The sequence below is a fragment of the Streptomyces sp. NPDC030991 genome, assembly GCF_055571235.1.
The window spans coordinates 109208-134280 of record NZ_JBVIFR010000010.1 but is presented as its reverse complement, the minus strand read 5'-3'; the positions used below and the strand labels follow the sequence as shown (position 1 = coordinate 134280).

The window sequence follows — 25073 nt, the reverse complement described above, 5'->3', positions numbered from 1 at the left end:
AGAATCGAGCATCACATCTCCTGTCATGGGGTCCGTGCCGTCCGAGTGGGGGCGGTGCGGTGCGCCGACCAGGGTAGGTCGGGGGCGCTCCGGGGCGGCTTGCCGTGTGGGCGGGCTCGACCGGCGCCCGAGCCGCGTTCGAGCGGCGTGTCGGCGCGCCCGCGTCCGCGCAGGTCCGGGCGGTCCCTGAACTATCAGCTCTGAGAGTGGCGTACCGCGAACGGCGGCGACAGCATGGGGGCCGTCCGGAGTCCGCGGTCGGATCGCGCGGACGTGTGCGAATACCGAGGTGGCCACAGTGAGTACCGTGCTTCTCCTGAACGGACCCAATCTGGGAATTCTGGGACGGCGTGAGCCGGAGATATACGGCACCGATACGCTGGCCGATATCGAGGCGGCGGTCGCCGAGGAAATAGCCGTCCGGGGCTGGGAAGTGCTGTCCGTGCAGCACGATTCGGAAGGGGATCTCGTCGGCGCCCTGCACCGGCACAGCGACAACACCGTCGGTGCCATCGTCAACCCCGGTGCCCTGATGATCGCCGGCTGGAGTCTGCGCGACGCGCTCGCCAGCTACGCACCGCCGTGGATCGAGGTCCACCTCAGCAACGTATGGGCCCGCGAACAGTTCCGGCACGAGTCGGTGATCGCACCGCTGGCCAGCGGCGTCGTGGTCGGCCTCGGAGCCTTTGGATACCGGCTGGCCGCCCAGGCCCTCCTGCACCTGTCCGGTGGCGCTACGCCGCCGTCAGCATCAGCGCCGTCATCAGGCAACGGGCCTGCACGTTGAGGTAGTTGCCGTGCCGCAGCAGCTCGTGCGCCTGCGGTACCGACACCCAGCAGAAGTCCGCCGGCGGGTCCACGGGATGCGCCGCGTCCACCTCGACGATCAGATTGCGCGTCACCGCGTGGTGGAAGCGACCGCCCTCCTCGGACTGCTCGGTGTCGAACAGCACCCGTCCGGAGCGCGGATCGAGCAGGGTCTCCAGGAACTCGGGGCGGCGCGCGCCCCGTTCGTGCAGATGGCGCGTCGAGCACTGCACCGTGGGCCCGAACTCGGCCACGTTCAGGCTGCCCGCCTCCACCCGGGCCCGCAGCAGCACGTGCGGCATCTCCCCGAAGCGCCGCACGAGCAGCCCGGCGAGCCCCGCCTCCGGGGCGAGCAGCGGCTGGGACCAGCGGGCCACCTCGCGGGCCTGCGCCTCCACGCTCACCCCGAGCACCGTGAAGTGCCGGCCGTCACGCCGCCCGATGCCGTCCGGGGTCCGCCGCCACGGGCCCGCGGCACCCTCAAGGACTTTACGCAACGGCAGCTGCTCCTGCGTCAGTTCGTACCGGAACCGGGCATCGGCCAGCACCGACAGCACCCCGGCGAACGAGTGCAGCGCGTCGTCCGGGTCCGCGGGCGCCGACAGCTCGCCGCGGCCCGCGAGCAACTGCCACGGCAGCGTCGACAGGACCGTACGGCTGTCCATGTTCAGCAGATGGTCGCGGAGGAGCAGCGCGCCGACCCGGCGCAGCGACAGCCAGCGGAACCCGTCGAGCGCCGGCACGTCGTCGTCCGTCATGACGACCACGTTGCGGTTGCGCTTGTGCAGGAACCACCAGCCCTGCTCGGACTGGAGCGAGTCGGCGAGCACCCGCCCGCCACGCCGGTCCCCGGTGAAGTACTCCGTGTACGGCACGGGGCGGCCCCGGTGCACCCCCGTGAAGTTGCTGCGGGTCGCCTGCACCGTCGGCGACAGCTGTAGCCCGTTGAGGTTGCCCGGCTCCATCTTGGCCTGGAGCAGGCAGTGCACCTCGCCGTCGAACTCCTTGAGCAGAACGCCGAGCAGCCCCACCTCGCGCTGCACGATGACGGGCTGCGTCCAGCTCTGCGGCCGCTGCCCCCCGGCGCCGAAGTCGGTCGTGGCACGCAGCCCGGAGACGGAGAAGAACCGGCCGGAGGAGTGCACCAGGTCGCCGGTGTCCCGGCAGAAGCGCCAGCCGGGCAACGTGTCGAGCGGCGTGCGCCGGACAGCCCAGTGATGCCTGCGGCGCTGCTCGTCCAGCCACCGGTCGAAGGAGGCGTCCCCCAGCTCGGCGAGGGGCGGTGGGGTCTTCGATGAGGCCATGCGGGCATGCTCCGGGGCTCCGGTCGAGCCCCGCTCGACGACGGCACGCGGCCCCGTCGAGGCAGCCGCCAGGACCTGCGCGCTCCGGGGAGCGTCAAGCCCTCCTTGAGGCATCACCAGCACACTCGCGGAGTATGAAGGCGCTCATACTGTCAGGGGGGACGGGGTCCCGGCTCCGCCCCTTCACCCACTCGACCGCCAAACAACTGCTGCCCGTGGCCAACAAACCCGTTCTCGCGCACTGTCTGGAGAACATCCGCGACGCGGGCGTCACCGAGGCGGCCGTCATCGTCGGCACCCACGCCGCGGAGATCTCCCAGGTGGTCGGTGACGGTTCCGCGTTCGGTCTCCACCTCACCTATCTGCACCAGGACCATCCGCGCGGGCTCGCCCACTGCGTCCAGCTCGCGGCCGACTTCCTCGGCGACGACGACTTCGTCATGTACCTGGCCGACAACGTGCTCGCGGACGGCATCACGGAGGCGGCCGACGCCTTCACCGCGGGCCCCGCCGACGCGCTGCTCCTCGTGCAGCCGGTCGCCGACCCACGCGCCTACGGGGTGGCCGAGGTCGGCGCCGACGGCCGGGTGCACCGGCTGGTCGAGAAGCCCGCCGAGCCCGCCAGCGACCTCGCCGTGCTCGGCGTCTACTTCTTCACCTCCCGGATCCACCGGGCGGTCGCGGGGCTGCGCCCCAGCGCCCGCGGCGAACTGGAGATCACCGACGCCATCCAGCGCCTCGCCGACGACGACGCGCTGGTGCGCGCCGCACGCTACGACGGCTACTGGAAGGACACCGGCCAGGCCGAGGACCTGCTCGACTGCAACCGGGAGCTGCTCGGCCGGTTCACCGGGCCCGCCGTGCACGGGGACGTCGACGCCGGCACGACCCTGAGCGGCCCGGTCGTCGTCGAGGCCGGAGCCCGGGTCCGCGGCAGCCACCTCGTGGGGCCGCTGGTGATCGCCGCCGGGAGCACCGTGACCGACTGCACCGTCGGCCCGTACGTCTCCGTCGGCCGCGACTGCGTCCTGCGGCGCTCCGCCGTCGCCGACTCGATCCTCCTGGAGGGCGCGGCCGTCGACGGCGTCCCCGCCCTCTACCACTCGATCATCGGCCGCTGGGCCCGGATCGGCCGCTCCGCCGCCGGGCACCAGCTGCTCGTCGGCGACCACGCCAACGCGGAGGTGGCGGCGTGACGTAGCGCGTGTCCGGCGTTTCTCGAGCGTGCCTCGTGCGCCACCGTGGGCGCACTCCACCGGTCCACGTCCCCGGCCCGAGCGGCCGTGGAGAGAGTGGCACCGCCGTGCCACCGTCCGCCCGTCGCACCGCACCCCTCCCACCAGACCTCTGGAGAGCCATGTCCCGTCGCCTGTTCACCTCGGAGTCCGTGACCGAGGGCCACCCCGACAAGATCGCCGACCAGATCAGCGACACCATCCTCGACGCGCTGCTGAGCCAGGACCCCACGTCGCGCGTCGCCGTGGAGACCCTCATCACCACCGGCCAGGTGCACGTGGCCGGCGAGGTCACCACGAAGGCGTACGCGCCGATCGCGCAGCTCGTGCGCGACAAGATCCTGGAGATCGGCTACGACTCCTCCAGCAAGGGCTTCGACGGCGCCTCCTGCGGTGTCTCGGTCTCCATCGGCGCACAGTCCCCTGACATCGCGCAGGGCGTCGACACGGCGTACGAGAACCGGGTCGAGGGCGATGACGACGAGCTCGACAAGCAGGGCGCCGGCGACCAGGGCCTGATGTTCGGCTACGCCAGCAACGAGACCCCGAACCTGATGCCGCTGCCGATCGAGCTGGCGCACCGCCTCGCGCGCCGCCTGAGCGAGGTCCGCAAAGACGGCACCGTCCCCTACCTGCGTCCGGACGGCAAGACCCAGGTCACCATCGAGTACGAGGGCAGCCGCCCGGTCCGGCTCGACACGGTCGTGGTCTCCTCGCAGCACGCGAGCGACATCGACCTGGGCTCGCTGCTGACGCCCGACATCCAGGAGCACGTCGTGGAGCACGTCCTCGCGCAGCTCGCGCAGGACGGCATCAAGCTGGAGACCGAGGGCTACCGCCTCCTGGTCAACCCGACAGGCCGCTTCGAGATCGGCGGCCCGATGGGCGACGCAGGACTGACCGGCCGCAAGATCATCATTGACACGTACGGGGGCTACGCCCGGCACGGCGGCGGCGCCTTCTCCGGCAAGGACCCGTCCAAGGTGGACCGCAGTGCCGCGTACGCGATGCGCTGGGTCGCCAAGAACGTGGTGGCCGCCGAGCTCGCCAGGCGCTGCGAGGTCCAGGTCGCCTACGCCATCGGCAAGGCCGAGCCGGTCGGCCTGTTCGTCGAGACGTTCGGCACCGCGGCCGTCCCGCAGGCCGCCATCGAGCGGGCCATCTCCGAGGTCTTCGACCTGCGCCCGGCCGCCATCATCCGCGACCTCGACCTGCTCCGCCCGATCTACTCCCAGACCGCCGCCTACGGCCACTTCGGCCGCGAACTGCCCGACTTCACCTGGGAGCGGACCGACCGCGCCGAGCGCCTCAAGGCCGCCGCCGGACTCTGACCCGCCCTCCACCGACCGACGGCCGGCCGCAGACCCGGCCGGTCGACCGAAGGGCCCCTGCCCGGCCCACGCACCCAACGGGAGTGCTCACGTGCGTATCGCGGTGTCCGGCTCGATCGCCACGGACCATCTGACGGTGTTCCCCGGCAGATTCACGGACCAGCTGATCCCCGGCCAACTGGACCATGTCTCCCTGTCGTTCCTCGTCGACGACCTCGAAGTCAGGCGGGGCGGCGTCGCCGCCAACATCGCCTTCGGACTCGGAGGCCTCGGCCTCGCGCCGCTCCTGATCGGCGCGGTCGGCACCGACTTCGGACCGTACGAGGTCTGGCTCAAGGAGCACGGCGTCGACACCGGCGGCGTCCTGGTCTCCGGCGAACGGCAGACCGCCCGGTTCATGTGCACCACCGACCAGGACGCCAACCAGATCGCCTCGTTCTACGCGGGCGCCATGGTCGAGGCACGCGACATCGACCTGACCGCCCTCGTCGGGGACGGCCCGGCCGCACCGGGCCCCCGGCCCGACCTGGTGCTGATCGCGCCCGACGACCCCGAGGCGATGATCCGCCGCACCCGGCAGTGCCGGGGCCTCGGCCTCCCGTTCGCCGCGGACCCCTCGCAGCAGCTCGCCCGCCTCAACGGCCAGCAGGTGCGTGACCTCGTGGACGGCGCCCGCTGGCTCTTCACCAACGAGTACGAGGCCGCCCTGTTGCTCGAACGCACCGGCTGGACCCGCGCCGAGGTGCTCGGCCGGGTCGGCACCTGGGTCACCACGCTCGGCGGCGACGGCGCCCGCGCGGACCGCGCCGACGGTACCTCCCTGCGCGTGCCCGCCGTGCCCGGCGTCCCGGTCGCCGACCCGACCGGCGTCGGCGACGCGTTCCGGGCCGGGTTCCTCGCCGCCACCGCCCGGGGCCTGGGTCTGACGGCCGCGGCACGGCTCGGCTGCGCGGTCGCGGCGGAGGCGATCCGCACCGTCGGCTCCCAGTCCTACGACGCCGCCACCGGCCGGCTCCTCACCAACCTCACGGCCGCGTACGGAGCCGACGCCGCCGCGGAGATCGCCCCCCACCTGGCGGCCGCGACCCGCGAGGGCGGCGACGGCTCGTGAGCGCCTCTTCGGACGCCCTCCGCGAAGCCCTCGCCACCCGTGTCGTGGTGGCTGACGGTGCGATGGGCACCATGCTCCAGGAGCAGGACCCGAGTCTCGACGACTTCGAGCAGCTGGAGGGCTGCAACGAGGTCCTGAACGTCACGCGTCCCGACATCGTGCGCTCGGTGCATGAGGCTTATTTCGCGGTCGGCGTGGACTGTGTGGAGACCAATACGTTCGGCGCCAACCATGCGGCGCTTGGCGAGTACGACATCGCGGATCGGGTCTTCGAACTGTCGGAGTCCGGTGCGCGGGTGGCGCGTGAGGTCGCTGACGCGTTCACCGCCGCCACCGGGCAGCAGCGCTGGGTGCTGGGTTCGATGGGTCCTGGCACGAAGCTGCCCACCCTGGGCCACGCCCCCTACACGGTCCTGCGTGATGCCTACCAGCGCAATGCGGAGGGGCTGATCGCGGGTGGCGCGGATGCGCTGCTGGTCGAGACGACGCAGGACCTGCTCCAGACGAAGGCGTCGGTGATCGGTGCCCGCCGGGCGCTGGAGGCGACGGGCACGAACCTGCCGGTGATCTGTTCGGTGACGGTCGAGACGACCGGCACGATGCTGCTCGGGTCGGAGATCGGTGCGGCGCTGACGGCCCTTGAGCCCCTCGGTATCGACATGATCGGCTTGAACTGTGCGACGGGTCCGGCGGAGATGAGCGAGCATCTGCGCTATCTCTCGCGGCATTCGCGTATCCCGATCTCGGCGATGCCGAACGCGGGTCTTCCGGTGCTGACGAAGGACGGGGCGCACTATCCGCTCTCCGCCGGGGAGCTGGCGGATGCGCAGGAGACGTTCGTGCGCGAGTACGGGCTGTCGCTGGTGGGCGGCTGCTGTGGCACGACGCCGGAGCATCTGCGCCAGGTCGTGGAGCGGGTGCGGGGCACGGAGCCGACCCGGCGTGAGCCGCGCCCGGAGCCGGGCGCCGCCTCCCTGTACCAGACGGTCCCGTTCCGGCAGGACACCGCCTATATGGCGATCGGTGAGCGGACGAACGCCAACGGGTCGAGGAAGTTCCGCGAGGCGATGCTGGAGGGCCGCTGGGACGACTGTGTGGAGATGGCGCGGGAGCAGATCCGTGAGGGCGCGCACATGCTCGACCTGTGCGTGGACTATGTGGGGCGTGATGGGGCGGCTGACATGGCCGAGCTGGCGGGCCGGTTCGCCACCGCCTCGACGCTGCCGATCGTGCTGGATTCCACCGAGGTCCCGGTGCTGCGGGCGGGGTTGGAGAAGCTGGGTGGGCGTGCGGTGCTCAATTCGGTGAACTACGAGGACGGGGATGGGCCTGAGTCCCGGTTCGCGAAGGTCACCGAGCTGGCGCGGGAGCACGGTGCGGCGCTGATCGCGCTGACCATCGATGAGGAGGGTCAGGCCCGCACGGTCGCGCACAAGGTGGCCATCGCGGAGCGTCTGATCGAGGACCTGACGACGAATTATGGGATTCATGAGGCGGACATCCTCATCGACTGCCTGACCTTCACGATCTGTACGGGCCAGGAGGAGTCCCGCAAGGACGGCATCGCCACGATCGAGGCGATCCGCGAGCTGAAGAAGCGCCGGCCCGCCGTCCAGACCACCCTCGGCCTGTCCAACATCTCCTTCGGTCTGAACCCGGCCGCGCGCATCGTTTTGAACTCCGTGTTCCTGGATGAGTGTGTGAAGGCGGGCCTGGACTCGGCGATCGTGCACGCCTCGAAGATCCTGCCGATCGCGCGCTTCGACGAGGAGCAGGTGACCACGGCCCTCGACCTGATCTACGACCGGCGCAGCGAGGGCTATGACCCGTTGCAGAAGCTGATGGCGCTCTTCGAGGGCGCCACGGCGAAGTCGCTGAAGGCGGGCAAGGCGGAGGAGCTGGCGGCGCTGCCGCTGGAGGAGCGGCTCAAGGCGCGGATCATCGACGGTGAGAAGAACGGCCTCGACCAGGACCTCGAAGAAGCCCTCACGACGCGTCCGGCGCTGGAGATCGTCAATGACACGCTGCTGGCCGGTATGAAGGTGGTCGGTGAGCTGTTCGGCTCGGGCCAGATGCAGTTGCCGTTCGTGCTGCAGTCCGCCGAGGTGATGAAGAACGCGGTGGCCTATCTGGAGCCGCACATGGAGAAGTCGGACGCGGAGGGCAAGGGCACCATCGTGCTCGCCACCGTCCGCGGTGACGTCCATGACATCGGCAAGAACCTCGTCGACATCATCTTGTCCAACAACGGCTACAACGTGGTCAACCTGGGCATCAAGCAGCCGGTCTCGGCGATCCTGGAAGCCGCCGAGGAACACAGGGCCGACGTCATCGGCATGTCGGGGCTCCTGGTCAAGTCCACGGTGATCATGAAGGAGAACCTCCAGGAGCTGAACCAGCGCAAGATGGCGGCCGACTTCCCCGTCATCCTCGGCGGCGCCGCCCTGACCCGCGCCTACGTCGAGCAGGACCTGCACGAGATCTACGAGGGCGAAGTCCGCTACGCCCGGGACGCGTTCGAGGGCCTGCGCCTGATGGACGCCCTCATCGCGGTCAAACGCGGCGTCCCCGGCGCCACCCTCCCCGAACTCAAGAAACGCCGGGTGCCCCAGCGGGAGCCGGTCCTGGAGGAACCGCAGGACGTCGGCCGCTCCGACGTCGCCGTCGACAACCCGGTGCCCACCCCGCCCTTCCGAGGCACCCGCGTCGTCAAGGGCATCCAGCTCAAGGAGTACGCCTCCTGGCTCGACGAAGGCGCCCTGTTCAAGGGGCAGTGGGGGCTCAAGGGCGACACCATCGAGAGCGAGGGCCGGCCGCGGCTGCGGATGTGGCTCGACCGGCTGCGCACGGAGAACCTGCTGGAGGCGGCCGTGGTCCACGGCTACTTCCCGTGCGTGTCCAAGGGCGACGACCTGATCATCCTGGACGAGCAGGGCAACGAGCGGACCCGGTTCACCTTCCCGCGCCAGCGCCGCGGCCGGCGCCTGTGCCTGGCCGACTTCTTCCGCCCGGAGGAGTCGGGCGAGACCGACGTCGTCGGCCTCCAGGTCGTCACGATGGGCTCCAGGATCGGCGAGGCCACCGCCGAGCTGTTCGCCGCCGACTCCTACCGCGACTACCTCGAACTGCACGGCCTCTCCGTCCAGCTGGCCGAGGCCCTCGCCGAGTACTGGCACGCCCGCGTCCGCTCCGAACTCGGCATCGCCGGCAGCGACCCGTCCGCGATGGACGGCATGTTCCGCACCGAGTACCAGGGCTGCCGCTACTCGCTCGGCTACCCGGCCTGCCCGGACCTGGCGGACCGCGCCAAGATCGCCGAACTCCTCGGACCCGAGCGGATCGGCGTCCAGCTCTCCGAGGAGTTCCAGCTCCACCCCGAGCAGTCCACCGACGCCATCGTCGTCCACCACCCCGAGGCGAGCTACTTCAACGCGGGAGGCCGCGCATGACGACGTTCTCCTTCGAGTTCTTCCCGCCGAAGACGGCCAAGGGCGAACAGGCCCTGTGGCAGGCCGTCCGCCGTATCGAACCGCTCGCGCCCGACTTCGTGTCCGTCACCTACGGCGCGGGCGGCTCCTCGCGGGAGCGCACCATCGAGGTCACCAAGCGGATCGTGGCCGAGACGACCCTGCGCCCGGTGGCGCACCTCACGGCCGTCGGACACTCCGTGGCCGCGCTGCGCCGCATCATCGGCCAGTACGCGGACGCCGGAGTCCGCGATGTGCTCGTCCTGCGCGGCGACCCGCCCGGCGACCCGAAGGGGCCCTGGAACCCGCACCCGGACGGCTTCCGGCACGCCTACCAACTCGTCGAACTGGTCCGGTCGTTGGGGGATTTCACCATCGGCGTCGCGGCCTTCCCCGAGAAGCACCCGCGCTCCGCCGACTGGGACAGCGACATCCGGCACTTCGTGGCCAAGTGCCGCGCGGGCGCGGACTACGCCATCACCCAGATGTTCTTCGACGTGGAGGACTACCTGCGGCTGCGCGACCGCGTCGAGGCCGCGGGCTGCACGACGCCCATCATCCCGGAGATCATGCCCGCCACCGACGCCCGCCAGATCCGGCGCTTCGCCGAACTCTCCGACGCGGCCTTCCCCGCGGAGCTGGCGCAACGGCTCGAAGCCGCCCGCGAGCGGCCCGACGACGCGTACCGGATCGGTGTCGACCACGCCACCGCCATGGCGGAGCGGCTGCTCGCCGAGGGCGCCCCCGGCCTGCACTACATCACGCTCAACAAGTCCACCGCGGCCCCGGACATCCACCGCAACGTACTGAACAGCTCAAGGAGCCTCCATGTCAGCTGAGTCCACCGACTTCAAGGTCGCCGATCTCTCCCTCGCCGAGTTCGGCCGCAAGGAGATCACTCTCGCCGAGCACGAGATGCCCGGCCTGATGTCGCTCCGCGAGGAGTACGCCGCCACGCAGCCGCTCGCCGGGGCGCGTATCACCGGCTCTCTGCACATGACGGTCCAGACGGCCGTCCTCATCGAGACGCTCATCGCCCTGGGCGCCGAGGTCCGCTGGGTCTCCTGCAACATCTTCTCCACGCAGGACCACGCCGCCGCCGCCATCGCCGCCGCCGGCATCCCCGTCTTCGCCTGGAAGGGCGAGACGCTGGAGGAGTACTGGTGGTGCACCGAGCAGGCGCTGACCTGGCCGGGACAGTCCGGCCCGAACATGATCCTGGACGACGGCGGTGACGCCACCATGCTCGTCCACCTGGGGGTCGAGCGGCAGAAGACGGGCCGGCTGCCCGAGGCGTCCAACGAGGAACTGGCCGTCGTCCGCGGCCTGTTGGAGAGCAGCTCCCTCGACTGGACCGCCATCGCCGCGGAGATCCGTGGCGTGACGGAGGAGACCACGACGGGTGTGCACCGGCTGTACGAGATGCAGCGTGAGGGTTCGCTCCTCTTCCCCGCGATCAATGTGAACGACGCGGTGACGAAGTCGAAGTTCGACAACAAGTACGGCTGCCGTCATTCCCTGATCGATGGCATCAACCGTGCGACGGATGTTCTCATCGGTGGGAAGACCGCGTTGGTCTGTGGTTACGGCGATGTGGGCAAGGGCTGTGCGGAGTCGCTGCGCGGCCAGGGCGCCCGCGTCATCGTCACCGAGGTCGACCCGATCTGCGCGCTCCAGGCGGCGATGGACGGCTTCCAGGTCACGACGTTGGACGAGGTCGTGGACAAGGTCGACATCTTCGTCACGACGACCGGCAACAAGGACATCATCATGGCCTCGGACATGGCCAGGATGAAGCACCAGGCCATCGTCGGGAACATCGGCCACTTCGACAACGAGATCGACATGGCCGGCCTGGCCCAGATCCCCGGCATCGTCAAGGACGAGGTGAAGCCGCAGGTCCACACGTGGACGTTCCCCGACGGCAAGGTCCTGATCGTGCTGTCGGAGGGTCGTCTGCTGAACCTGGGCAACGCGACGGGCCACCCGTCGTTCGTGATGTCCAACTCGTTCGCGGACCAGACGCTGGCCCAGATCGAGCTGTTCACGAAGCAGTCGGAGTACCCGACCGACGTCTACGTGCTGCCCAAGCACCTGGACGAGAAGGTCGCGCGCCTGCACCTGGACGCGCTCGGCGTGAAGCTGACCACGCTCCGCCCCGAGCAGGCCTCGTACATCGGTGTCGAGGTCGAGGGCCCGTACAAGCCGGACCACTACCGCTACTGACACGGAACACGTGACCGCCGGGGCCACGGGCCCCGGCGGTCACGTTCACGCGGCGACGGGCCGCTACAGCGCCGCCTCCAGCGCACGGGAGGCCGCGTAGTTCGGCAGGATGCCCGCCTCCAGCGCCTGCGCCAGCGTGGGCGCCGCGATGTCGCGCCCGGACATCACCGGCTCCACGCCGTCGAGCGTGAGCGGCAGGGCCAGCTCCGGGTCCAGCGGGGAGACGGCGAGCTCGTGCTCCGCCACGTACGGCCCGGACATGAGGTAGGTCATCGTCGTGTGGTCCTCCAGGGCGACGAACACATGGCCCACGCCGACCGGCAGATACGTGGACCGGAAGGTCTCCTCGCCGAGCTCGACCGTGTCCCACGTGCCGAAGGTGGGCGAGCCCACCCGCAGGTCGACGACGAAGTCCAGCGCCCGGCCGCGCCCGCACGTGACGTGCTTGGCCATGCCCGGCGGGGTCGCCGTGAAGTGGACACCGCGCACCACCCCGCGGCTCGACCGGCTCTGGCAGGTCTGGAAGACGGGGAAGTCGTGCCCGGTCGTCCCCGCGAACCGGGGTTGCTGGTACGTCGTCACGAACAGGCCGCGCCGGTCGGGGAAGACCTCGGGCGTGAACTCGTAGGCACCCTCGACGGCGAGTTCCCGGACGGTGGTGGGCGCGATCGCGCCGATGGGTCGCGTCGTCATCACAGCACCCCGCGGCCGGTCACTCGCCCCACTTCAGGTAGATGACCGGCGGCTCACGGCCGGGCAGCTGACGCAGCGGACCGCAGTCCAGGCCGAAGACCTCCCGCAGCGCGGTGGTCTCACCCGGCCACTTCGGGTGGGCCAGCTCGTCGAACGCGAGGATGCTCCCCTTGGTCAGGTGCGGCCGGATCGCCTCAAGGAGTTCCTTGGTGGGCTGGTGCAGATCCAGATCGAAGTAGGCCATGGCGATGACCGTCTCCGGGTTCTCCGCCAGGTACTGCGGAACGGTCTCGCGCACATCGCCCTGGACGACGAAGGAGCGCTGCGTGTGCCCGAACGGCTCGGACGCCTCGTGCGCGGCCAGCACCTCGCGCAGGTGGTCGACCTCGTTCTCCGGCACCGCGAACCGCCCGGCGACGGCGCTGGTGCTGACCTTGTCCACGTCCCCGATGTCGTCGGGGAAGCCGGTGAACGTGTCGAAGCCGATGATGCGCCGCAGCGAGTTGTACGGCTCGTAGATGCTGCGCAGGGCCGTGAGCGTGGCCAGGTGGCGGCCGTGCAGCACCCCGAACTCCATGATGGAGCCCGGGACCTCGGGCAGCATGCGGTAGAGCGCGTCCATGGAGAGCAGGTCGGCGAGCTGGTGCCGGCGCAGATAGACGGGCAGGTTGTCGATCAGGTACTCGGGCGGGATGGGGCTGTCGACGAGCAGCTTCGTGAGCCGTTCACGCGCGTCGCGTTCCTGGTCCGACTCGTGGGGGACGATGCGCGGGTCGGTGAATCCGTCCTTGGCCATGAGAGGGCCGTTCCTTTCGCCGGTGGGTCAGAAGAGCCGGAGCGCGGTCACGGCAACGCCGGTGTCCCCCGGGCGAGTTGGGGGTGATCGCTCCGTCGTACCGTCCCACGGGGGCGGTACGACGGAACAGCCGCGTCAGTCGCGGATGGAGCCGTTCTCCAGCCGCACTGTGCGCCCGGTGAAGCGCCGCTGGAGCATGCGGTCGTGGGAGACGACGACCAGTGCGCCCCGGTAGTGCGCCAGGGCCTCCTCCAGGTCCTCCACCAGCGCAGGGGACAGATGGTTCGTCGGCTCGTCGAGCACCAGCAGATCGACGGGGTCGCGCAGCAGGCGGGCCAGGGCGAGGCGGCGGCGCTGCCCGACGGAGAGCCCGGCCACCGAGGTCGCCAGGTCCGACGGCTTGAACAGCCCCAGGCCGAGCAGCACCCCGCGGTGCGCCTCCTCGTCGCCGGGCAGGCCCGCGCGGAACGCGTCCAGGAGGCTCAGGCCGGGCTCGGTGACCGGCGTCTCCTGCGGCAGCCAGCCGGTGCGCGCCGGACGCGTGCCCGTGCCCCGGTCCGGCTCCAGATCACCGACCAGCACCCGCAACAGGGTGGATTTTCCCGCCCCGTTGGGGCCGGTGATCAGGATGCGCTCGCCCGGCGCCACCTCGAAGTCCGGCACGTGCAGCCGCTGCCCCACCTCGACGTGATACAGCCCGGCGACCACCGGGGCGGCCGGGGCGTCACCGCCCTGGATCCGCGGCGCGAAACGCATCGGCTGGGGCGGGCGGGGGACCGGGTTCTCCTCCAGGCGGCGCAGCCGTTCCCTGGCGTTTCGCACGCGCGCGGAGATCTGCTTCTCCACACTGCGCTGATGCCGGCCGTTGGTCCGGTCGGTGTTGGCCCGGGGCCCGGCGGCCGCGTGGCTCGCCGCGGCGCGGGTCAGCTCGCGCTGGCGGGCCAGATCCTCCTTCCACTCCTGGTGCTGCTGCTCGCGGCGCAGCCGCAGGGCCTCCTTGGCCTTCAGATAGCCCGCGTAACCGCCGCTGTGGCGGTGGACCGTGTGCCCCTCGGCGTCCACGTCCCACAGCGCCGTGGCCACCCGCTCCAGGAAGACCCGGTCGTGGGAGACGACGAGGATGCTGCCGCGGTGGGACCGCAGGTGGTCCTCCAGCCACTCCAGGGCGGCCCGGTCCAGATGGTTGGTGGGCTCGTCGAGCAGCATCAGCTGCGGTGCGGCGGCGAGCACGCAGGCCAGGCCGAGACGGGCCTGCTCACCGCCGGACAGGCTGGCCAGCCGCCGGGCCGGGTCCACGGACGACAGGCCGAGACCGTGCATGGCGGCCTGCACCCGGGCGTCGGCCGCATAGCCGTCCCGGGCCTCGAACGCCTCCGTGAGATCGCCGTACTCGGCGAGCAGCGCGTCCAGCTCGCCGCCCTCCGCCTCGGCCATGGCCGTCTCGCAGCGGTGCAACGCCCGCTCTAGGGAGCGGAGTTCGGCCAGCGCGTGGTCGATGGCGTCCCGCACCGTGTCGTCGGGCGCCAGCTCGGGGGTCTGCGGGAGGTAGCCGGTGCCGCCCGGCGTACGCACCAGGACCCGGCCCTCGTCGGGCTTGTCCACCCCGGCGACCAGGCGCAGCAGGGTGGTCTTGCCCGATCCGTTCTCCCCGATGACGCCGATGCGCTCGCCGAGGGCCACGGACTGGTGCACCCCGTCCAGCAGGCGGCGGGGGCCGCGGGAGTGCCCGATGTCGTCGAGGACCACCTGGAATCCGCTTGCGGGGGAGTTCGCGGAAGAGCTCGTGGGGGAGTTCGTGAAAGAGGAGTCATGCATGGATTCGCACGCCGTTTCGTCCGTAGGCCAGAAGAGGTCGACCGAGGCGGGAGTACTGCTCGCACAGGTGCCGGGGGCAGGCATGACCGCAGGGCGCAGGACAAGATGCTGTCGCGAAAGGCCGGAGCGGCACTCGAGCGGCGGTGGAAGGCCGCTGGAGAAGCGGCACCCGCCATGCCTGGAACACCCGGGGCAGAACTGCCCGCGGGGACGGCGTCAGATGTAGTAGTAGCCTGCGGAGGCGAAAGTGAGAATCACACAGAAGATCTTAGCAGAACCCCTTTGCGCAGGTGAGGGGATATGCAGCGGGGAATCGGCCAAGTCCCGGTGATTTTCGGCTGCGCCGGGCGCGGTGGTGCGGAGGTGGTTAGTGTCGGTCCTTTCGCCGTAGCACCGAAAAGAGTCGTTCCTTATGTCCCGTCACCACATCGCGATGATCGGCAGCCCCATCGTCAGCCACGTCCTGCCCGGCATCGAGGTCATCCGTGAACTCGTCGCGCGCGGGCATCGCGTGACGTACGCCGACGATCCGGCCGTCGCCGACCTGATCACCGCCGCCGGTGCCGAGTTCGTCCCCGTCACCACCACGCTGCCCATCGCCGACAACAACTGGCCGACGGACCCGATCGCGGCGATGACCCTCTTCCTCGACGACGCGATCCAGGCGCTCCCGCAGCTGCGCGCCCACTACGACGAGGACCCCGCCGACCTCTACCTGTACGACATCGGGTCCTACGCGGGCCGCGCGCTCGCCGAGGCCCAGGGCCGCCCGCTCATCCAGCTCTCCCCCACCTTCGTGGCGTGGAAGGGCTACCAGGAGGAGATCGGCGACGTCCTGATGGGGCTGCCGGGCGCCGACGCGTACCGGCAGAAGTTCACCTCCTGGCTTGCCGGGTGCGGAGCGACCACGCTGGACGTCGACGGGTTCAGCGGCATGCCCGCCCGGTCCCTCGCGCTGATCACCAAGGCGATGCAGCCCAACGCCGACCGGGTCGACACCGACGTGGTGACCTTCGTCGGACCCTGCCTCGGTGACCGCTCCGACCAGGGCGGCTGGACCCGCCCGGCCGACGCGGGGAAGGTGCTGCTGGTCTCCCTCGGCTCCGCCTACACCCACCAGGTGGAGTTCTACCGGCAGTGCCTGGCGGCCTTCGGCGACCTGGACGGCTGGCACGTCGTCCTCCAGATCGGCCGGCAGACCGACGCCAAGGAGCTCGGGGAGATCCCGGCCAACGTCGAAGTGCACAACTGGGTGCCGCAGCTGGCGATCCTGGAGCAGGCCGACGCCTTCGTCACCCACGCCGGCATGGGCGGCAGCAGCGAGGGCCTCTACACCGGTGTGCCGATGATCGCCGTGCCGCAGGGCGCCGAACAGTTCGGCAACGCCGACCAGCTCGTCGCGCTGGGCGTGGCCCGGCGTATCGACACCGCCGACGCCACCGCCGAGACGCTGCGCACGGCGCTGCTGGAGCTCACAGGCGACCCGGAGGTCGGCCGCCGCTCCGCGGCGCTGCGTGCCGAACTGCTGGCCGAGGGCGGGACCCGGCGGGCCGCCGACCTCGTCGAGACGGCGCTGCGCTAGCCCGGGGGACGGCGGTGGACCGGATACGGGTGGGCGTGCTGGGCTGTGCGGACATCGCCTGGCGGCGCATGCTGCCCGCGCTCGCCGCCCACCCCTCGGTCGAGGTGGTCGCGGTCGGCAGCCGGGACGGGGCCAAGGCGGCCGCCTTCGCCCGGCGGTTCGGCGGCGATCCGGTGACCGGGTACGAGGCCGTGCTCGGCCGGTCCGACGTCGACGCCGTCTACATCCCGCTGCCGCCCGCGCTCACCGCCGACTGGACGGATCGCGCGCTGCGCGCGGACAAGCACGTCCTGTGCGAGAAGCCGATGACGGGCAGCGCCCGCCGGGCCACGGAGCTGCGGGGCCTCGCCCGCGCCCGCGGCCGGGCCCTGTTCGAGAACTACATGTTCCTGTGCCACCCCCAGCACCGGCTGGTCGACGAACTGCTCGCCGCGGACTCGATCGGCCGACTGCGCTCACTCAGCGCCGAATTCACCATCCCCGGCAAACCGGCCGACGACATCCGGCACCGCCGCGACCTGGACGGCGGCGCGCTCACCGGCGTCGGCGGCTACCCGCTGCGCACCGCCCTGCGCCACCTCGGGCCCGGCCTCGACGTGGCCGGCGCACACCTGAAGAGGGACCGGCACACCGGCGTCGACACCGGCGGTGCGGCGCTGCTCACGGCGCCCGACGGCACAGTGGCCCAGCTCGGCTTCGGCCTGGAGCACGCCTACCGCGGCCGGTACGAGCTCACCGGCTCGAAGGGGCGGATCATCGTGCCCCGCGCCTACACGCCGCCCGCCGACCACACGGCGGTGATCCACCTCGAACGGGACGGCTCCCGCGAGGAGTTGTCCGTCCCCCCGCACGACCAGTTCCGCTCCGTGGTGACGGCCTTCGTCGAAGGCGTCCGCACGGGCGCCCCGTCCCCGCTGACCGGCGAGGCGCTGGTGGAACAGGCCCGGCTGGTCGAGGCCGTCCGTGCCGTCGCGCGACGGGACACGACGGGCCGGCCGGTCAACCCGCCGTGACCGGTCGCCGCGCGACGGCCGCCACGGTGTCGTCGACGGCGCGGCGCAAGGACACCCCGGGCCGCCACCCCGTCACGTCCCGGAAGAGCGACGAGTCGACGTCGAGGTCACGGAAGTCACCGGTCTCGGCGTACTCGGGAGGCGCCACCGACACCACCGGCACGGGCGGCCGCCCCGTGTGCCGGGCCGCGCTGTCGGCGATGGCCCGGAACAGGTCGCCGAGCGCGACGACGTGGCCGCCCACCGCGCAGGCGCGGCCGTCGAGCGCCGTCGCGTGGTCGAGGCCGAGGGCGAAGGCACGGGCCGCGTCGGCCACGTCGAGGAACTCCCGCCGCACGGTGCCGTCGTGCCACAACGTGAGGGTCTCCCCTGACAGGGCCCGGCGCGCCATCGCGGGCCCCACCCCCGCCTCGCTGCCGACGGTGGTGGGCAGCCGCAGCGCGACGCCCCGGACGGCTCCCCGGGCCGCGGCGTCGAGCAGGAGCCGCTCCGCCGCGGCCTTGTGCCGGGCGTAGGCGCTGCGCTGCGGGCCCTCGCCGTCCGTCACCTGGTTGGTGCTGGCCAGGAGCACGGTCGGGGGCGGCCCTCCACCGGGCGCGGCCGCGCCCGCCGCGATCACCTCCCGCACCAGGCCCACGTTGACCCGCTCCGCCCGGGGATCCGACGCGGCGGACCGCCAGGAGCCCGCGCCCGCCATGTGCGCGACCAGATGGATCACCGCGTCGGCGCCGCGGACCGCGGCGGCCACGGCGCCCTCCTCGGTGAGGTCGGCCCGCACCGCCTCGGCCACCGCCCGGCCACCCGCAGGCAGCGCGAACGGGCCGCGGGCCACCGCGCGCAGCCGTATCCGACGGCCGGACAGCTCCCGCACCACGGCCGAACCGATGTATCCGGAGGCGCCGAGGACGACGACCAGGGGGCGCCGGGGAGTCCGCGGGCGGGCGGCGGTGGAAGGGCGGCCGGTCATGGCTGCTGCCTCTCGTCGTGGCTTCTCGGGGCGCCGGTACCGACCGCCCGCTCGAGGAGTACTCGTCCCCGGGTCCAGCGGGGGCGGCTGCGCATATGCGGGTCACGGGCGGCGCGGCACAATCGGCGACTGCCCGTCAATCGCTCTGGTGTCTGGGGGAGTTGTCCATGCGTGTGCTCATCTCGGCGTTCGCGCACACCTCGCATTTCCACGGCTTCGTGCCTCTCGCGGGGGCGCTGCGCGCCGCGGGGCACGACGTCCGCGTGGCCAGCCACCCCGGTTTCGCGGACGCGATCACCGGGGCCGGGCTGACCGCCGTGCCGGTGGGCGAGGACCACCGGCTGCTCGAAGTGATGCGGGAGAAGGGCGCGGAACTCCAGAAGTACTCCGCGGACATCGACCTGTCCCGGCCCGAAGTACGCGGCTGGGACTACCTGTTCAACCTCTACGACCTGTCCGTGCCCTCCTTCTACTCGGTCATCAACGACGAGTCGTTCGTCCGCGGCCTCGTCGACTACGCCCGCCAGTGGCAGCCGGACCTGGTGCTGTGGGAGCCGTACACCTTCGCCGGGGCGATCGCCGCCCGGGCGAGCGGCGCCGCCCACGCCCGGGTGCTGAGCGCCAGCGACCTGAACGCGCACTTCCGCCAGGAGTTCGTGAAGCGGCTCGGCGAACGGCCAGCGGGACAGCGCCCCGACCCGCTGCGCGACTGGCTGGCCGAGGCAGCAGAGCGCCACGGAGTCTCGTACGACGAGGAGTTGGTGACCGGCCAGTTCTCGGTCGACATGCTGCCTGAGCGGTTCAGGCTCGACCTCGCACTGCCGACGGTGGGCCTGCGGTACCTGCCGTACAACGGCCGGGCCGTCGTCCCGGAGTGGCTGAAGGAGCCCGCGCCGCGGCGGCGGGTCTGCGTGACGACCGGCTCGACCGGCAGCGGGTTCACCGCCGACCCGGAGGTCTTCCACCGCTACCTGACGGTCCTCGCGGAGGTCGACGCCGAACTCGTCGTCACCGCCGACGCCGCCGCCCTGGCCAAGGCAGGACCGCTGCCGGAGAACGTCCGGGTCGTCGACTTCGCCCCGATGGACGTCCTGCTCGAAAGCTGCTCCGCCGTCGTCCACCACGGCGGCAACGGCACCTGGTCGACGGCCCTCTACCACGGGGTTCCGCAGATCATGGTGCCGTACCTGTGGGACACCGTCCTGCGCGCGCAGCAGACGGCCGCCGCGGGCGCCGGGCTGCACCTGAAGGAGGGCGAGGTGAGCGCCGAGGACCTCCGCGACAGCGTGGCCCGGGTCCTCGGCGACCCCTCGTTCCGCGACCGGGCCCGCGCGCTGCGCGCCGAGGCCCGCGCCGAGCCCAGCCCGCAGGCCGTGGTGGCCGCCCTGGAGGAGCGGGTGGCCGCCCGCTGAACCGGCCGCGGCGCGCTCACCCCCCGGTGCCCGCGCCCAGCAGGCCCCGGTGCGCCCCCCAGCCGTCGGCGATGTCCTGCTCCATCTGGTTCAGGCGGGCGGTCACGGCCTGGTCGAAACCGTCGAGGAAGTACTCGTCGCCGGGCCGCGGCTCGATGTGCGGATGGCGCTCGACGAACGTGCGGACCACGTCGTGCAGGCTCGTCCCCGGCGTGACGCGCCCGGCGATGTACCGCTGGGCGCCCGCCAGTTCGGGGAACCCCGACTCGCGGTACAGGTAGACGTCGCCCAGCAGGTCGACCTGGACCGCGACCTGCGCGTGCGCCCCGCCGCGCATGGTCTGCGGGGTGATGCGCAGCAGCTTGGTGTCCACCCCGCTGCGCAGGCTCTCCAGGGCGTACCCGAGGTCGATGTGGAGGGCGGGGGTCCGCTCGCCCGCGTACGCGGTGAAGTCCCGCAGCGCGTCCCGCAGCCGGGCGCGCTCCGCGGCGGCGAGCGCGCCGTCCGCACGGCCGCTGTAGTCCTCGCGCACCGTCACGAAGTCCAGGGGGCGGTCCGGGGAGTGCTCGTTCAGGTCGGCCACGAAGTCCACGAGGTCCATGAGCCGGCCGGCCCGGCCCGGCAGCACGATGTAGTTGAGACCGAGCCGCAGCGGGGCGTCGCGCCGCGCCCGCTGCGCCATGAACGCGCCCAGGTTGGCGCTGACCCGCCCGAAGGCGCGCGGTTTGGTCGTGGTGGCCTCGTACTCGGTGTCGTCCAGGCCGTACAGCGAGGTGCGGATCGCGTGCAGCGACCACAGCCCCGGCTGGCGCTCCAGGGTCCGGTCGGTGAGGGCGAAGGCGTTGGTGTAGAGGGTCATGTCGAGCCCGCGTGCGCCGCCGCGCGCCGCCAGTTCACCGAGCCCGGGGTTGGTGAGCGGTTCGAGCCCGCCGGAGAAGTAGACCGTGGAGGGCTGGGTGTCGGGCACCTCGTCGATGACGGAGGCGAACATGGCGTTGCCGGCGTCCAGGGCGGACGCGTCGTAGCGCGCACCGGTGACGCGTACGCAGAAGTGGCAGCGGAACATGCAGGTCGGCCCGGGGTAGAGGCCGACGCTGTAGGGGAAGGCCGGACGCCCGTGCACGACCGCGTCGAGCGCGCCCGTCCGTTCCAGCGGCAGGATGGTGTTGGTCCAGTACTTCCCCTCCGGGCCCCGCTGGACGGCCGTGGCGAGCTCGGGGACGCGGCCGAAGTGGTCGAGCAGGGTCGCGAAGGCCGCCCGGTCCACGCCCAGCAGATGGCGGGCCTGCTCCAGGGTGGTGAACGGGTGGGAGCCGTACCGCACGGCCAGGTCGACCAGGTGCACTGCCCGCTCCCGGGCCCCTTCGCCGGTGTCGCCGAGGGATGCGAGACGGGTGCGCAGGGCGCGGATCGCCGCGGCGCGGTCCCCGCCGGGACGTGCCACGTTTTCGATCACCTGTGCGGGCGTGACCGCTTGGGCGGTGTCCACGAGAACAGTTACCTCCGGGTCGGGCTTCGGACCGATGGCGCTCATGCGGGCACTGCCTGCGCCCACATCGCCTCGATCTGCTCGCCGCGCTCCGCGGCGAGCCGGATGATGCTGCACACCCGGCGGATGTCCTCGAAGGACACCGAAGGACCGGTGGGCAGCGCGAGCACCTGCTCGGACAGGCGCTCGGTGTGCGGGAGCCGGAGCGGGGGATCGGTCCGGTAGGCGGGCATCAGATGGCAGGGCGGCGAGAAGTACAGCCGGGGGAAGACCTTCTCGGCCTGGAGCAGGGCCTGCAGCCGGTCGCGGGGCAGACCGGTGACGGCACGGTCGGTGAAGAGGATCAGATACTGGTGGTTGTTGCGCTCGTTCTCGTCGAAGTCGAGGACCTCGATGCCGGGGACGCCGCGCAGCTCCGAGCGGTAGAGGGCGTGGTTCTCCCGGTTGCGCTCACGGGTCCGCGCGAAGGCGTCGAGCGAGGTGAGGCCCATGGCGGCCGAGCACTCGCTCATCTTGGCGTTCATGCCGACGGCGGTGACCGACTTGTCGCGGTCGATGCCGAAGTTGCGCAGGGCCACGAGCCGTTCGGCCAGTTCGCCGTCGTCGGTGGTGACCGCGCCGCCCTCGAAGGCGTTGACCGTCTTGGTGGCGTGGAGGCTGAACACCTCCGCGTTCCCGAAGCCGCCGATCGGCCGGCCGCCGGTGGTGCAGCCGAAGGCGTGGGCCGCGTCGAAGAACAGTTTCAGCCCGTGCTCGGCGGCCAGTTTCTCCAGCTCGGTGACGGGCGCCGACCGGCCCCACAGATGGACGCCGAGGATGGCCCCGGTGGCGGGGGTGATGAGCTCCTGGACCCGCGCGGGGTCGAGGCAGCCGGTCACCGGGTCGACATCGCAGAAGACCGGTTCGAGCCCCACCCAGCTCGCCGCGTGCGGAGTCGCCGCGAAGGTCAGCGACGGCATGATGACCTGGCCGGTGACCCCGGAGGCCCGGAGCACCAGCTGGAGCGCGGCGGTGGCGTTGCACGTGGCGACGGCGTACCGCACACCGGCCAGGTCGGCGATGCGGCCCTCCAGCTCCGTGGTCAGCGGGCCGCCGTTGGTCAGCCAGTCGTTGTCCAGGGCCCATTCGAGACGGGCGAGGAACCGGGCCCGGTCGCCGACGGTGGGCATGCCCACCAGGAGCGGGCGCAGGAACGCCTCGGGCCCGCCGAAGAGCGCGAGGTCGGTGAGGGCACGCTTCACGAGGTCACCGCCGGCGGACGGGCAGTTCGAGCGGGCCCCGCATGAAGACGTGCCGCCACACGAGATCGGCGGCGGGAACGGCGAGCTCCAGGTCCGGGAAGCGCTTCAGCAGTACGTCGAAGAAGACCTCGGCCTCCGCTCTGGCGAGGGCGGCGCCCAGGCAGTAGTGGATGCCGTGGCCGAAGGTGAGGTGGCTGCCGTCGTCGCGGTCGACCCGGAAGGACTGCGGGTCGGTGAAGCGCGCCGGGTCGCGGTTGGCGGCGGCCAGGTTGATGAGGACCGTGCTCTGCGCGGCGATGGACTCCCCGCCGATCTCGACGGGCTCCAGGGTGTGCCGGCTCGTCATCTCGATCGGCGCCATGTAGCGCAGGATCTCCTCCACCGAGGACCCCGTCAGAGACTCGTCCGCGCGGAGGCGGGCGAGCTGGTCGGGGTGGGTCAGCAGGAGGAAGGAGCCCGTGCCGAGGACGTTGACCGTGGTCTCGATGCCGGCGACGAGCAGCAGGAACGCCGTCGAGATCAGTTCGTCCTCGGAGAGGCGGTCGCCGGAGTCGCGCAGTTCGACCAGGGCCGACAGCAGGTCGTCACCCGGCTCGTCGCGGCGGCGGCGGATCAGCGAGCGGATGCACTCGAAGAGGCCGCGGTAGGAGACGGCGTTGCGCTCGGCGAAGGCCGGGTCGCTCTCGACGACGTGCTGGGACCAGGTCTGGAAGTCCGCCCGGTCCGCCTCGGGCACGCCGAGCAGTTCACACATGACGGTGAGCGGCAGCGGGCGGGCGAGCGCGCCCACCAGGTCCCCGCCGCCGTCGGCGGCGAACTTCTCCACCAGGTCCTCGGCTATCTCGCGGATCCGCGGCCGCAGCGCGTTGACGCGCCGCATGGTGAACTCCCGGGAGACGAGCTTGCGCAGCCGCCCGTGGTCCGGCTCGTCGCTGCGGAACATGTTCCGCTGGAAGTACTCGACCAGGTCGGCCGGGATGCCGGTGGCGGCCGACAGGTCGATGTCCGACTGCTTCGTGGGGTCGTTGCTGAGCCGCGCGTCGCTCAGGGCGGCGCGGACGTCCTCGTACCGGTTCACGAGCCAGACGAAGGAGCCGTCGTAGAAGCGGACCTTGGTGACCGGACGCTGCTCCAGGATGTCCCGGTACGTCGCGTACTGGTCGGTGTGGAAGAGCTCGCCGCTCAGGTCGAGGACCTCGGGCAGGTGCGGCTGGTTCATGGTGTCCTTTCACCGGTGAGGGGCGCGGGGCGCCCGGCGGCCGGGTGGGGCGTGAGAGGTCCGCGGGGGCCGGCCGACGGGCGGCTCCAGCGGCGCATGGCGGGCAGTTCGACCCCGGTGTGCAGCAGCCAGGCGGCGGCCCAGCAGACGAGGAACAGCAGGATCGTCAGGCCGGTCAGCGCGGGCAGGCCCGGCCGGACGTCGTCCGGCAGCGCGGCGTGGAAGGCCGTCAGGATCATGTGGTGCACGAGGTAGAAGGCGAAGGAGAGTTCGCCGAGCCGCACCAGCCGCGGGCGGCGCGTCAGGGACGGCAGGCCCTCCCGGTCGCGGCAGGCGGCCGTGGGGATGAGCACGGCCAGCGGGAGGACGGTGGCGCTCACCATCGCCCACAGGTACGGCTTCTCGGTGACCATCGTGGCGACCCCGGCGACCGCGTAGCCGGCCACGCACAGGGCGGTGGCCAGCCTGACGCTGAGCAGCGGCCACATCCCTTCGCGTACGAGCAGGGCGAGCACGATGCCGAGCGCGAACTCCAGGAGCCGCACGGGAGGCAGCGTGTACACGAGCCAGAACTGCGTCATGCTGTAGCCCGCCAGCGGCGTCGGCTCCCCCGGCACCAGCCGGACCAGGTGCGGAACGGCCATGATCAGGCCCGCCAGGACGGCCGCGGCCGGCCACAGCCGGTGGAGCGGCAGCCGGCGCAGCCCCCGGTACAGGAACGGGAACAGCAGGTAGAAGAAGAGCTCGCAGGCGAGCGTCCACGAGATCGGGTTGACCGTCGCCGTGATGATCATGCCCGGGTCCCAGGCCTGAACGAGCAGCAGCGCGGCGGCAGTTGTCGACGCGGTCACCACGGTGCCGGTGACCCAGGCGAGGACGAGACCGGCCGACCAGGTCACGACGTGGCTCGGGTAGATCTTCACCAGCCGGCGCCGCCAGAACCGCCGCACCGTGTCGCCCGGCCGGGCCGCGTACGTCAGGACGAACCCGCTCAGCAGGAAGAAGAAGGAGACGCCGACCGGTCCGGCCGGGATCAGGAAGTAGGCCAGGTCGTGCGAGGCGGCGTCCGCCTGCGGGCTGAACTGGCTCAGCCCGTGGCAGAGGAAGACCAGGAGCGCGGCGAAGAACCTCAACCCGGTCAGCGACGGCAGCCGTTCGGCCGGACCAGGGGAAAGCGTGGGGGAATTTTGCGCGGGTAGCAAGGCTCACCGGCCCTTCAATTGATTTCCGCGGTCCGAGAGTTCAGGGATCCAGGCCGCCGTTCACGACCGGTCGAAATCACTTCCGGCCTTATCCTCGCGCACCCCGGTCGAGCTCAGCTACAGGGCAGCTTGAGGATTGATGTCCGGCCGCTGGGATTCGTCG

The 25073-nt window shown here is 71.5% G+C and carries 19 protein-coding genes; 10 read left to right on the top strand and 9 right to left on the bottom strand.

Annotated elements, in window-relative coordinates:
- Positions 1-298: 298 nt before the first annotated feature.
- Complete coding sequence (locus tag ACZ45E_RS20465; protein WP_468222451.1) at positions 299-787, top strand: type II 3-dehydroquinate dehydratase; 489 nt, start codon at positions 299-301, stop codon at positions 785-787.
- On the opposite strand, the gene ACZ45E_RS20460 is transcribed toward ACZ45E_RS20465, so the two are convergent.
- Complete coding sequence (locus ACZ45E_RS20460; RefSeq protein ID WP_468222450.1) at positions 735-2111, bottom strand: NDP-hexose 2,3-dehydratase family protein; 1377 nt, start codon at positions 2109-2111, stop codon at positions 735-737. The two genes, ACZ45E_RS20465 and ACZ45E_RS20460, sit on opposite strands and share 53 nt — an antisense overlap.
- 134 nt (positions 2112-2245) lie before the next feature.
- Between ACZ45E_RS20460 and ACZ45E_RS20455 the strand changes: the two genes are divergently transcribed.
- The 6 genes from ACZ45E_RS20455 (at position 2246) to ahcY (ending at position 11481) form a co-directional block, all read left to right on the top strand.
- Positions 2246-3307, top strand: a complete 1062-nt coding sequence (locus tag ACZ45E_RS20455; RefSeq protein WP_468222449.1) for a glucose-1-phosphate thymidylyltransferase — start codon at positions 2246-2248, stop codon at positions 3305-3307.
- A gap of 161 nt (positions 3308-3468) precedes the next feature.
- Entirely contained in the window at positions 3469-4677 is a 1209-nt protein-coding gene (metK, locus tag ACZ45E_RS20450) for a methionine adenosyltransferase (RefSeq protein ID WP_468222447.1), read from the top strand.
- A 91-nt stretch (positions 4678-4768) separates the two neighbouring features.
- Complete coding sequence (locus ACZ45E_RS20445; protein ID WP_468222446.1) at positions 4769-5788, top strand: carbohydrate kinase family protein; 1020 nt, start codon at positions 4769-4771, stop codon at positions 5786-5788.
- A complete protein-coding gene (gene metH / locus ACZ45E_RS20440; protein ID WP_468222445.1) occupies positions 5785-9237 on the top strand; it encodes a methionine synthase in 3453 nt (1150 codons plus the stop codon). Before ACZ45E_RS20445 ends, metH begins: the two co-directional genes overlap by 4 nt.
- Positions 9234-10094: a methylenetetrahydrofolate reductase [NAD(P)H] gene (metF, locus tag ACZ45E_RS20435; RefSeq protein WP_468222443.1), complete on the top strand. Its 861-nt coding sequence runs from the start codon at positions 9234-9236 to the stop codon at positions 10092-10094. Before metH ends, metF begins: the two co-directional genes overlap by 4 nt.
- Positions 10084-11481: an adenosylhomocysteinase gene (gene ahcY, locus ACZ45E_RS20430; protein ID WP_468222442.1), complete on the top strand. Its 1398-nt coding sequence runs from the start codon at positions 10084-10086 to the stop codon at positions 11479-11481. The genes metF and ahcY overlap by 11 nt, the downstream gene beginning before the upstream one ends.
- Before the next feature lie 63 nt (positions 11482-11544).
- Here the strand turns inward: ahcY and ACZ45E_RS20425 are convergent, their stop codons facing one another.
- The 3 genes from ACZ45E_RS20425 to abc-f form a co-directional block, all read right to left on the bottom strand.
- Positions 11545-12174 carry a dTDP-4-dehydrorhamnose 3,5-epimerase family protein gene (locus ACZ45E_RS20425; RefSeq protein WP_468222440.1) on the bottom strand — a complete coding sequence of 210 codons (630 nt, stop codon included), beginning with the start codon at positions 12172-12174 and terminating at the stop codon, positions 11545-11547.
- 19 nt (positions 12175-12193) lie between these two features.
- A complete protein-coding gene (locus ACZ45E_RS20420; protein WP_468222439.1) occupies positions 12194-12970 on the bottom strand; it encodes a class I SAM-dependent methyltransferase in 777 nt (258 codons plus the stop codon).
- A gap of 135 nt (positions 12971-13105) precedes the next feature.
- A complete protein-coding gene (gene abc-f / locus ACZ45E_RS20415; protein ID WP_468222437.1) occupies positions 13106-14785 on the bottom strand; it encodes a ribosomal protection-like ABC-F family protein in 1680 nt (559 codons plus the stop codon).
- Between the two features lie 412 nt (positions 14786-15197).
- Here abc-f and ACZ45E_RS20410 point away from each other — a divergent pair, with 412 nt between their 5' ends.
- Together ACZ45E_RS20410 and ACZ45E_RS20405 are read left to right on the top strand one after the other, a co-directional pair.
- Positions 15198-16367: a macrolide family glycosyltransferase gene (locus tag ACZ45E_RS20410; protein WP_468222435.1), complete on the top strand. Its 1170-nt coding sequence runs from the start codon at positions 15198-15200 to the stop codon at positions 16365-16367.
- 14 nt (positions 16368-16381) lie between these two features.
- Entirely contained in the window at positions 16382-17380 is a 999-nt protein-coding gene (locus tag ACZ45E_RS20405; protein ID WP_468222434.1) for a Gfo/Idh/MocA family protein, read from the top strand.
- On the opposite strand, the gene ACZ45E_RS20400 is transcribed toward ACZ45E_RS20405, so the two are convergent.
- Positions 17367-18347 carry an NAD-dependent epimerase/dehydratase family protein gene (locus tag ACZ45E_RS20400; RefSeq protein WP_468222432.1) on the bottom strand — a complete coding sequence of 327 codons (981 nt, stop codon included), beginning with the start codon at positions 18345-18347 and terminating at the stop codon, positions 17367-17369. The genes ACZ45E_RS20405 and ACZ45E_RS20400 overlap by 14 nt on opposite strands.
- Positions 18348-18514: 167 nt before the next feature.
- On the opposite strand from ACZ45E_RS20400, the gene ACZ45E_RS20395 reads away from it, so the two are divergent.
- On the top strand, positions 18515-19759 hold the full coding sequence (locus ACZ45E_RS20395) for an activator-dependent family glycosyltransferase (protein WP_468222431.1): 1245 nt from the start codon (positions 18515-18517) through the stop codon (positions 19757-19759).
- A 16-nt stretch (positions 19760-19775) separates the two neighbouring features.
- Here the strand turns inward: ACZ45E_RS20395 and desII are convergent, their stop codons facing one another.
- The 4 genes from desII to ACZ45E_RS20375 are packed head-to-tail and all read right to left on the bottom strand — an operon-like array spanning position 19776 to position 24841.
- Positions 19776-21293 (bottom strand): dTDP-4-amino-4,6-dideoxy-D-glucose ammonia-lyase, encoded by a 1518-nt coding sequence (gene desII / locus ACZ45E_RS20390; protein ID WP_468222429.1) that lies wholly within the window; start codon positions 21291-21293, stop codon positions 19776-19778.
- Positions 21290-22489, bottom strand: coding sequence for a dTDP-4-dehydro-6-deoxyglucose aminotransferase (locus tag ACZ45E_RS20385; RefSeq protein WP_468222428.1), 1200 nt, complete (start codon positions 22487-22489; stop codon positions 21290-21292). Before ACZ45E_RS20385 ends, desII begins: the two co-directional genes overlap by 4 nt.
- Before the next feature lie 4 nt (positions 22490-22493).
- Entirely contained in the window at positions 22494-23708 is a 1215-nt protein-coding gene (locus ACZ45E_RS20380; protein WP_468222426.1) for a cytochrome P450 family protein, read from the bottom strand.
- The gene (locus tag ACZ45E_RS20375) at positions 23705-24841 is read right to left on the bottom strand and encodes an acyltransferase family protein (RefSeq protein WP_468222425.1); all 1137 of its coding nucleotides are present in this window, start codon (positions 24839-24841) and stop codon (positions 23705-23707) included. The genes ACZ45E_RS20380 and ACZ45E_RS20375 overlap by 4 nt, the downstream gene beginning before the upstream one ends.
- Positions 24842-25073: the final 232 nt, after the last annotated feature.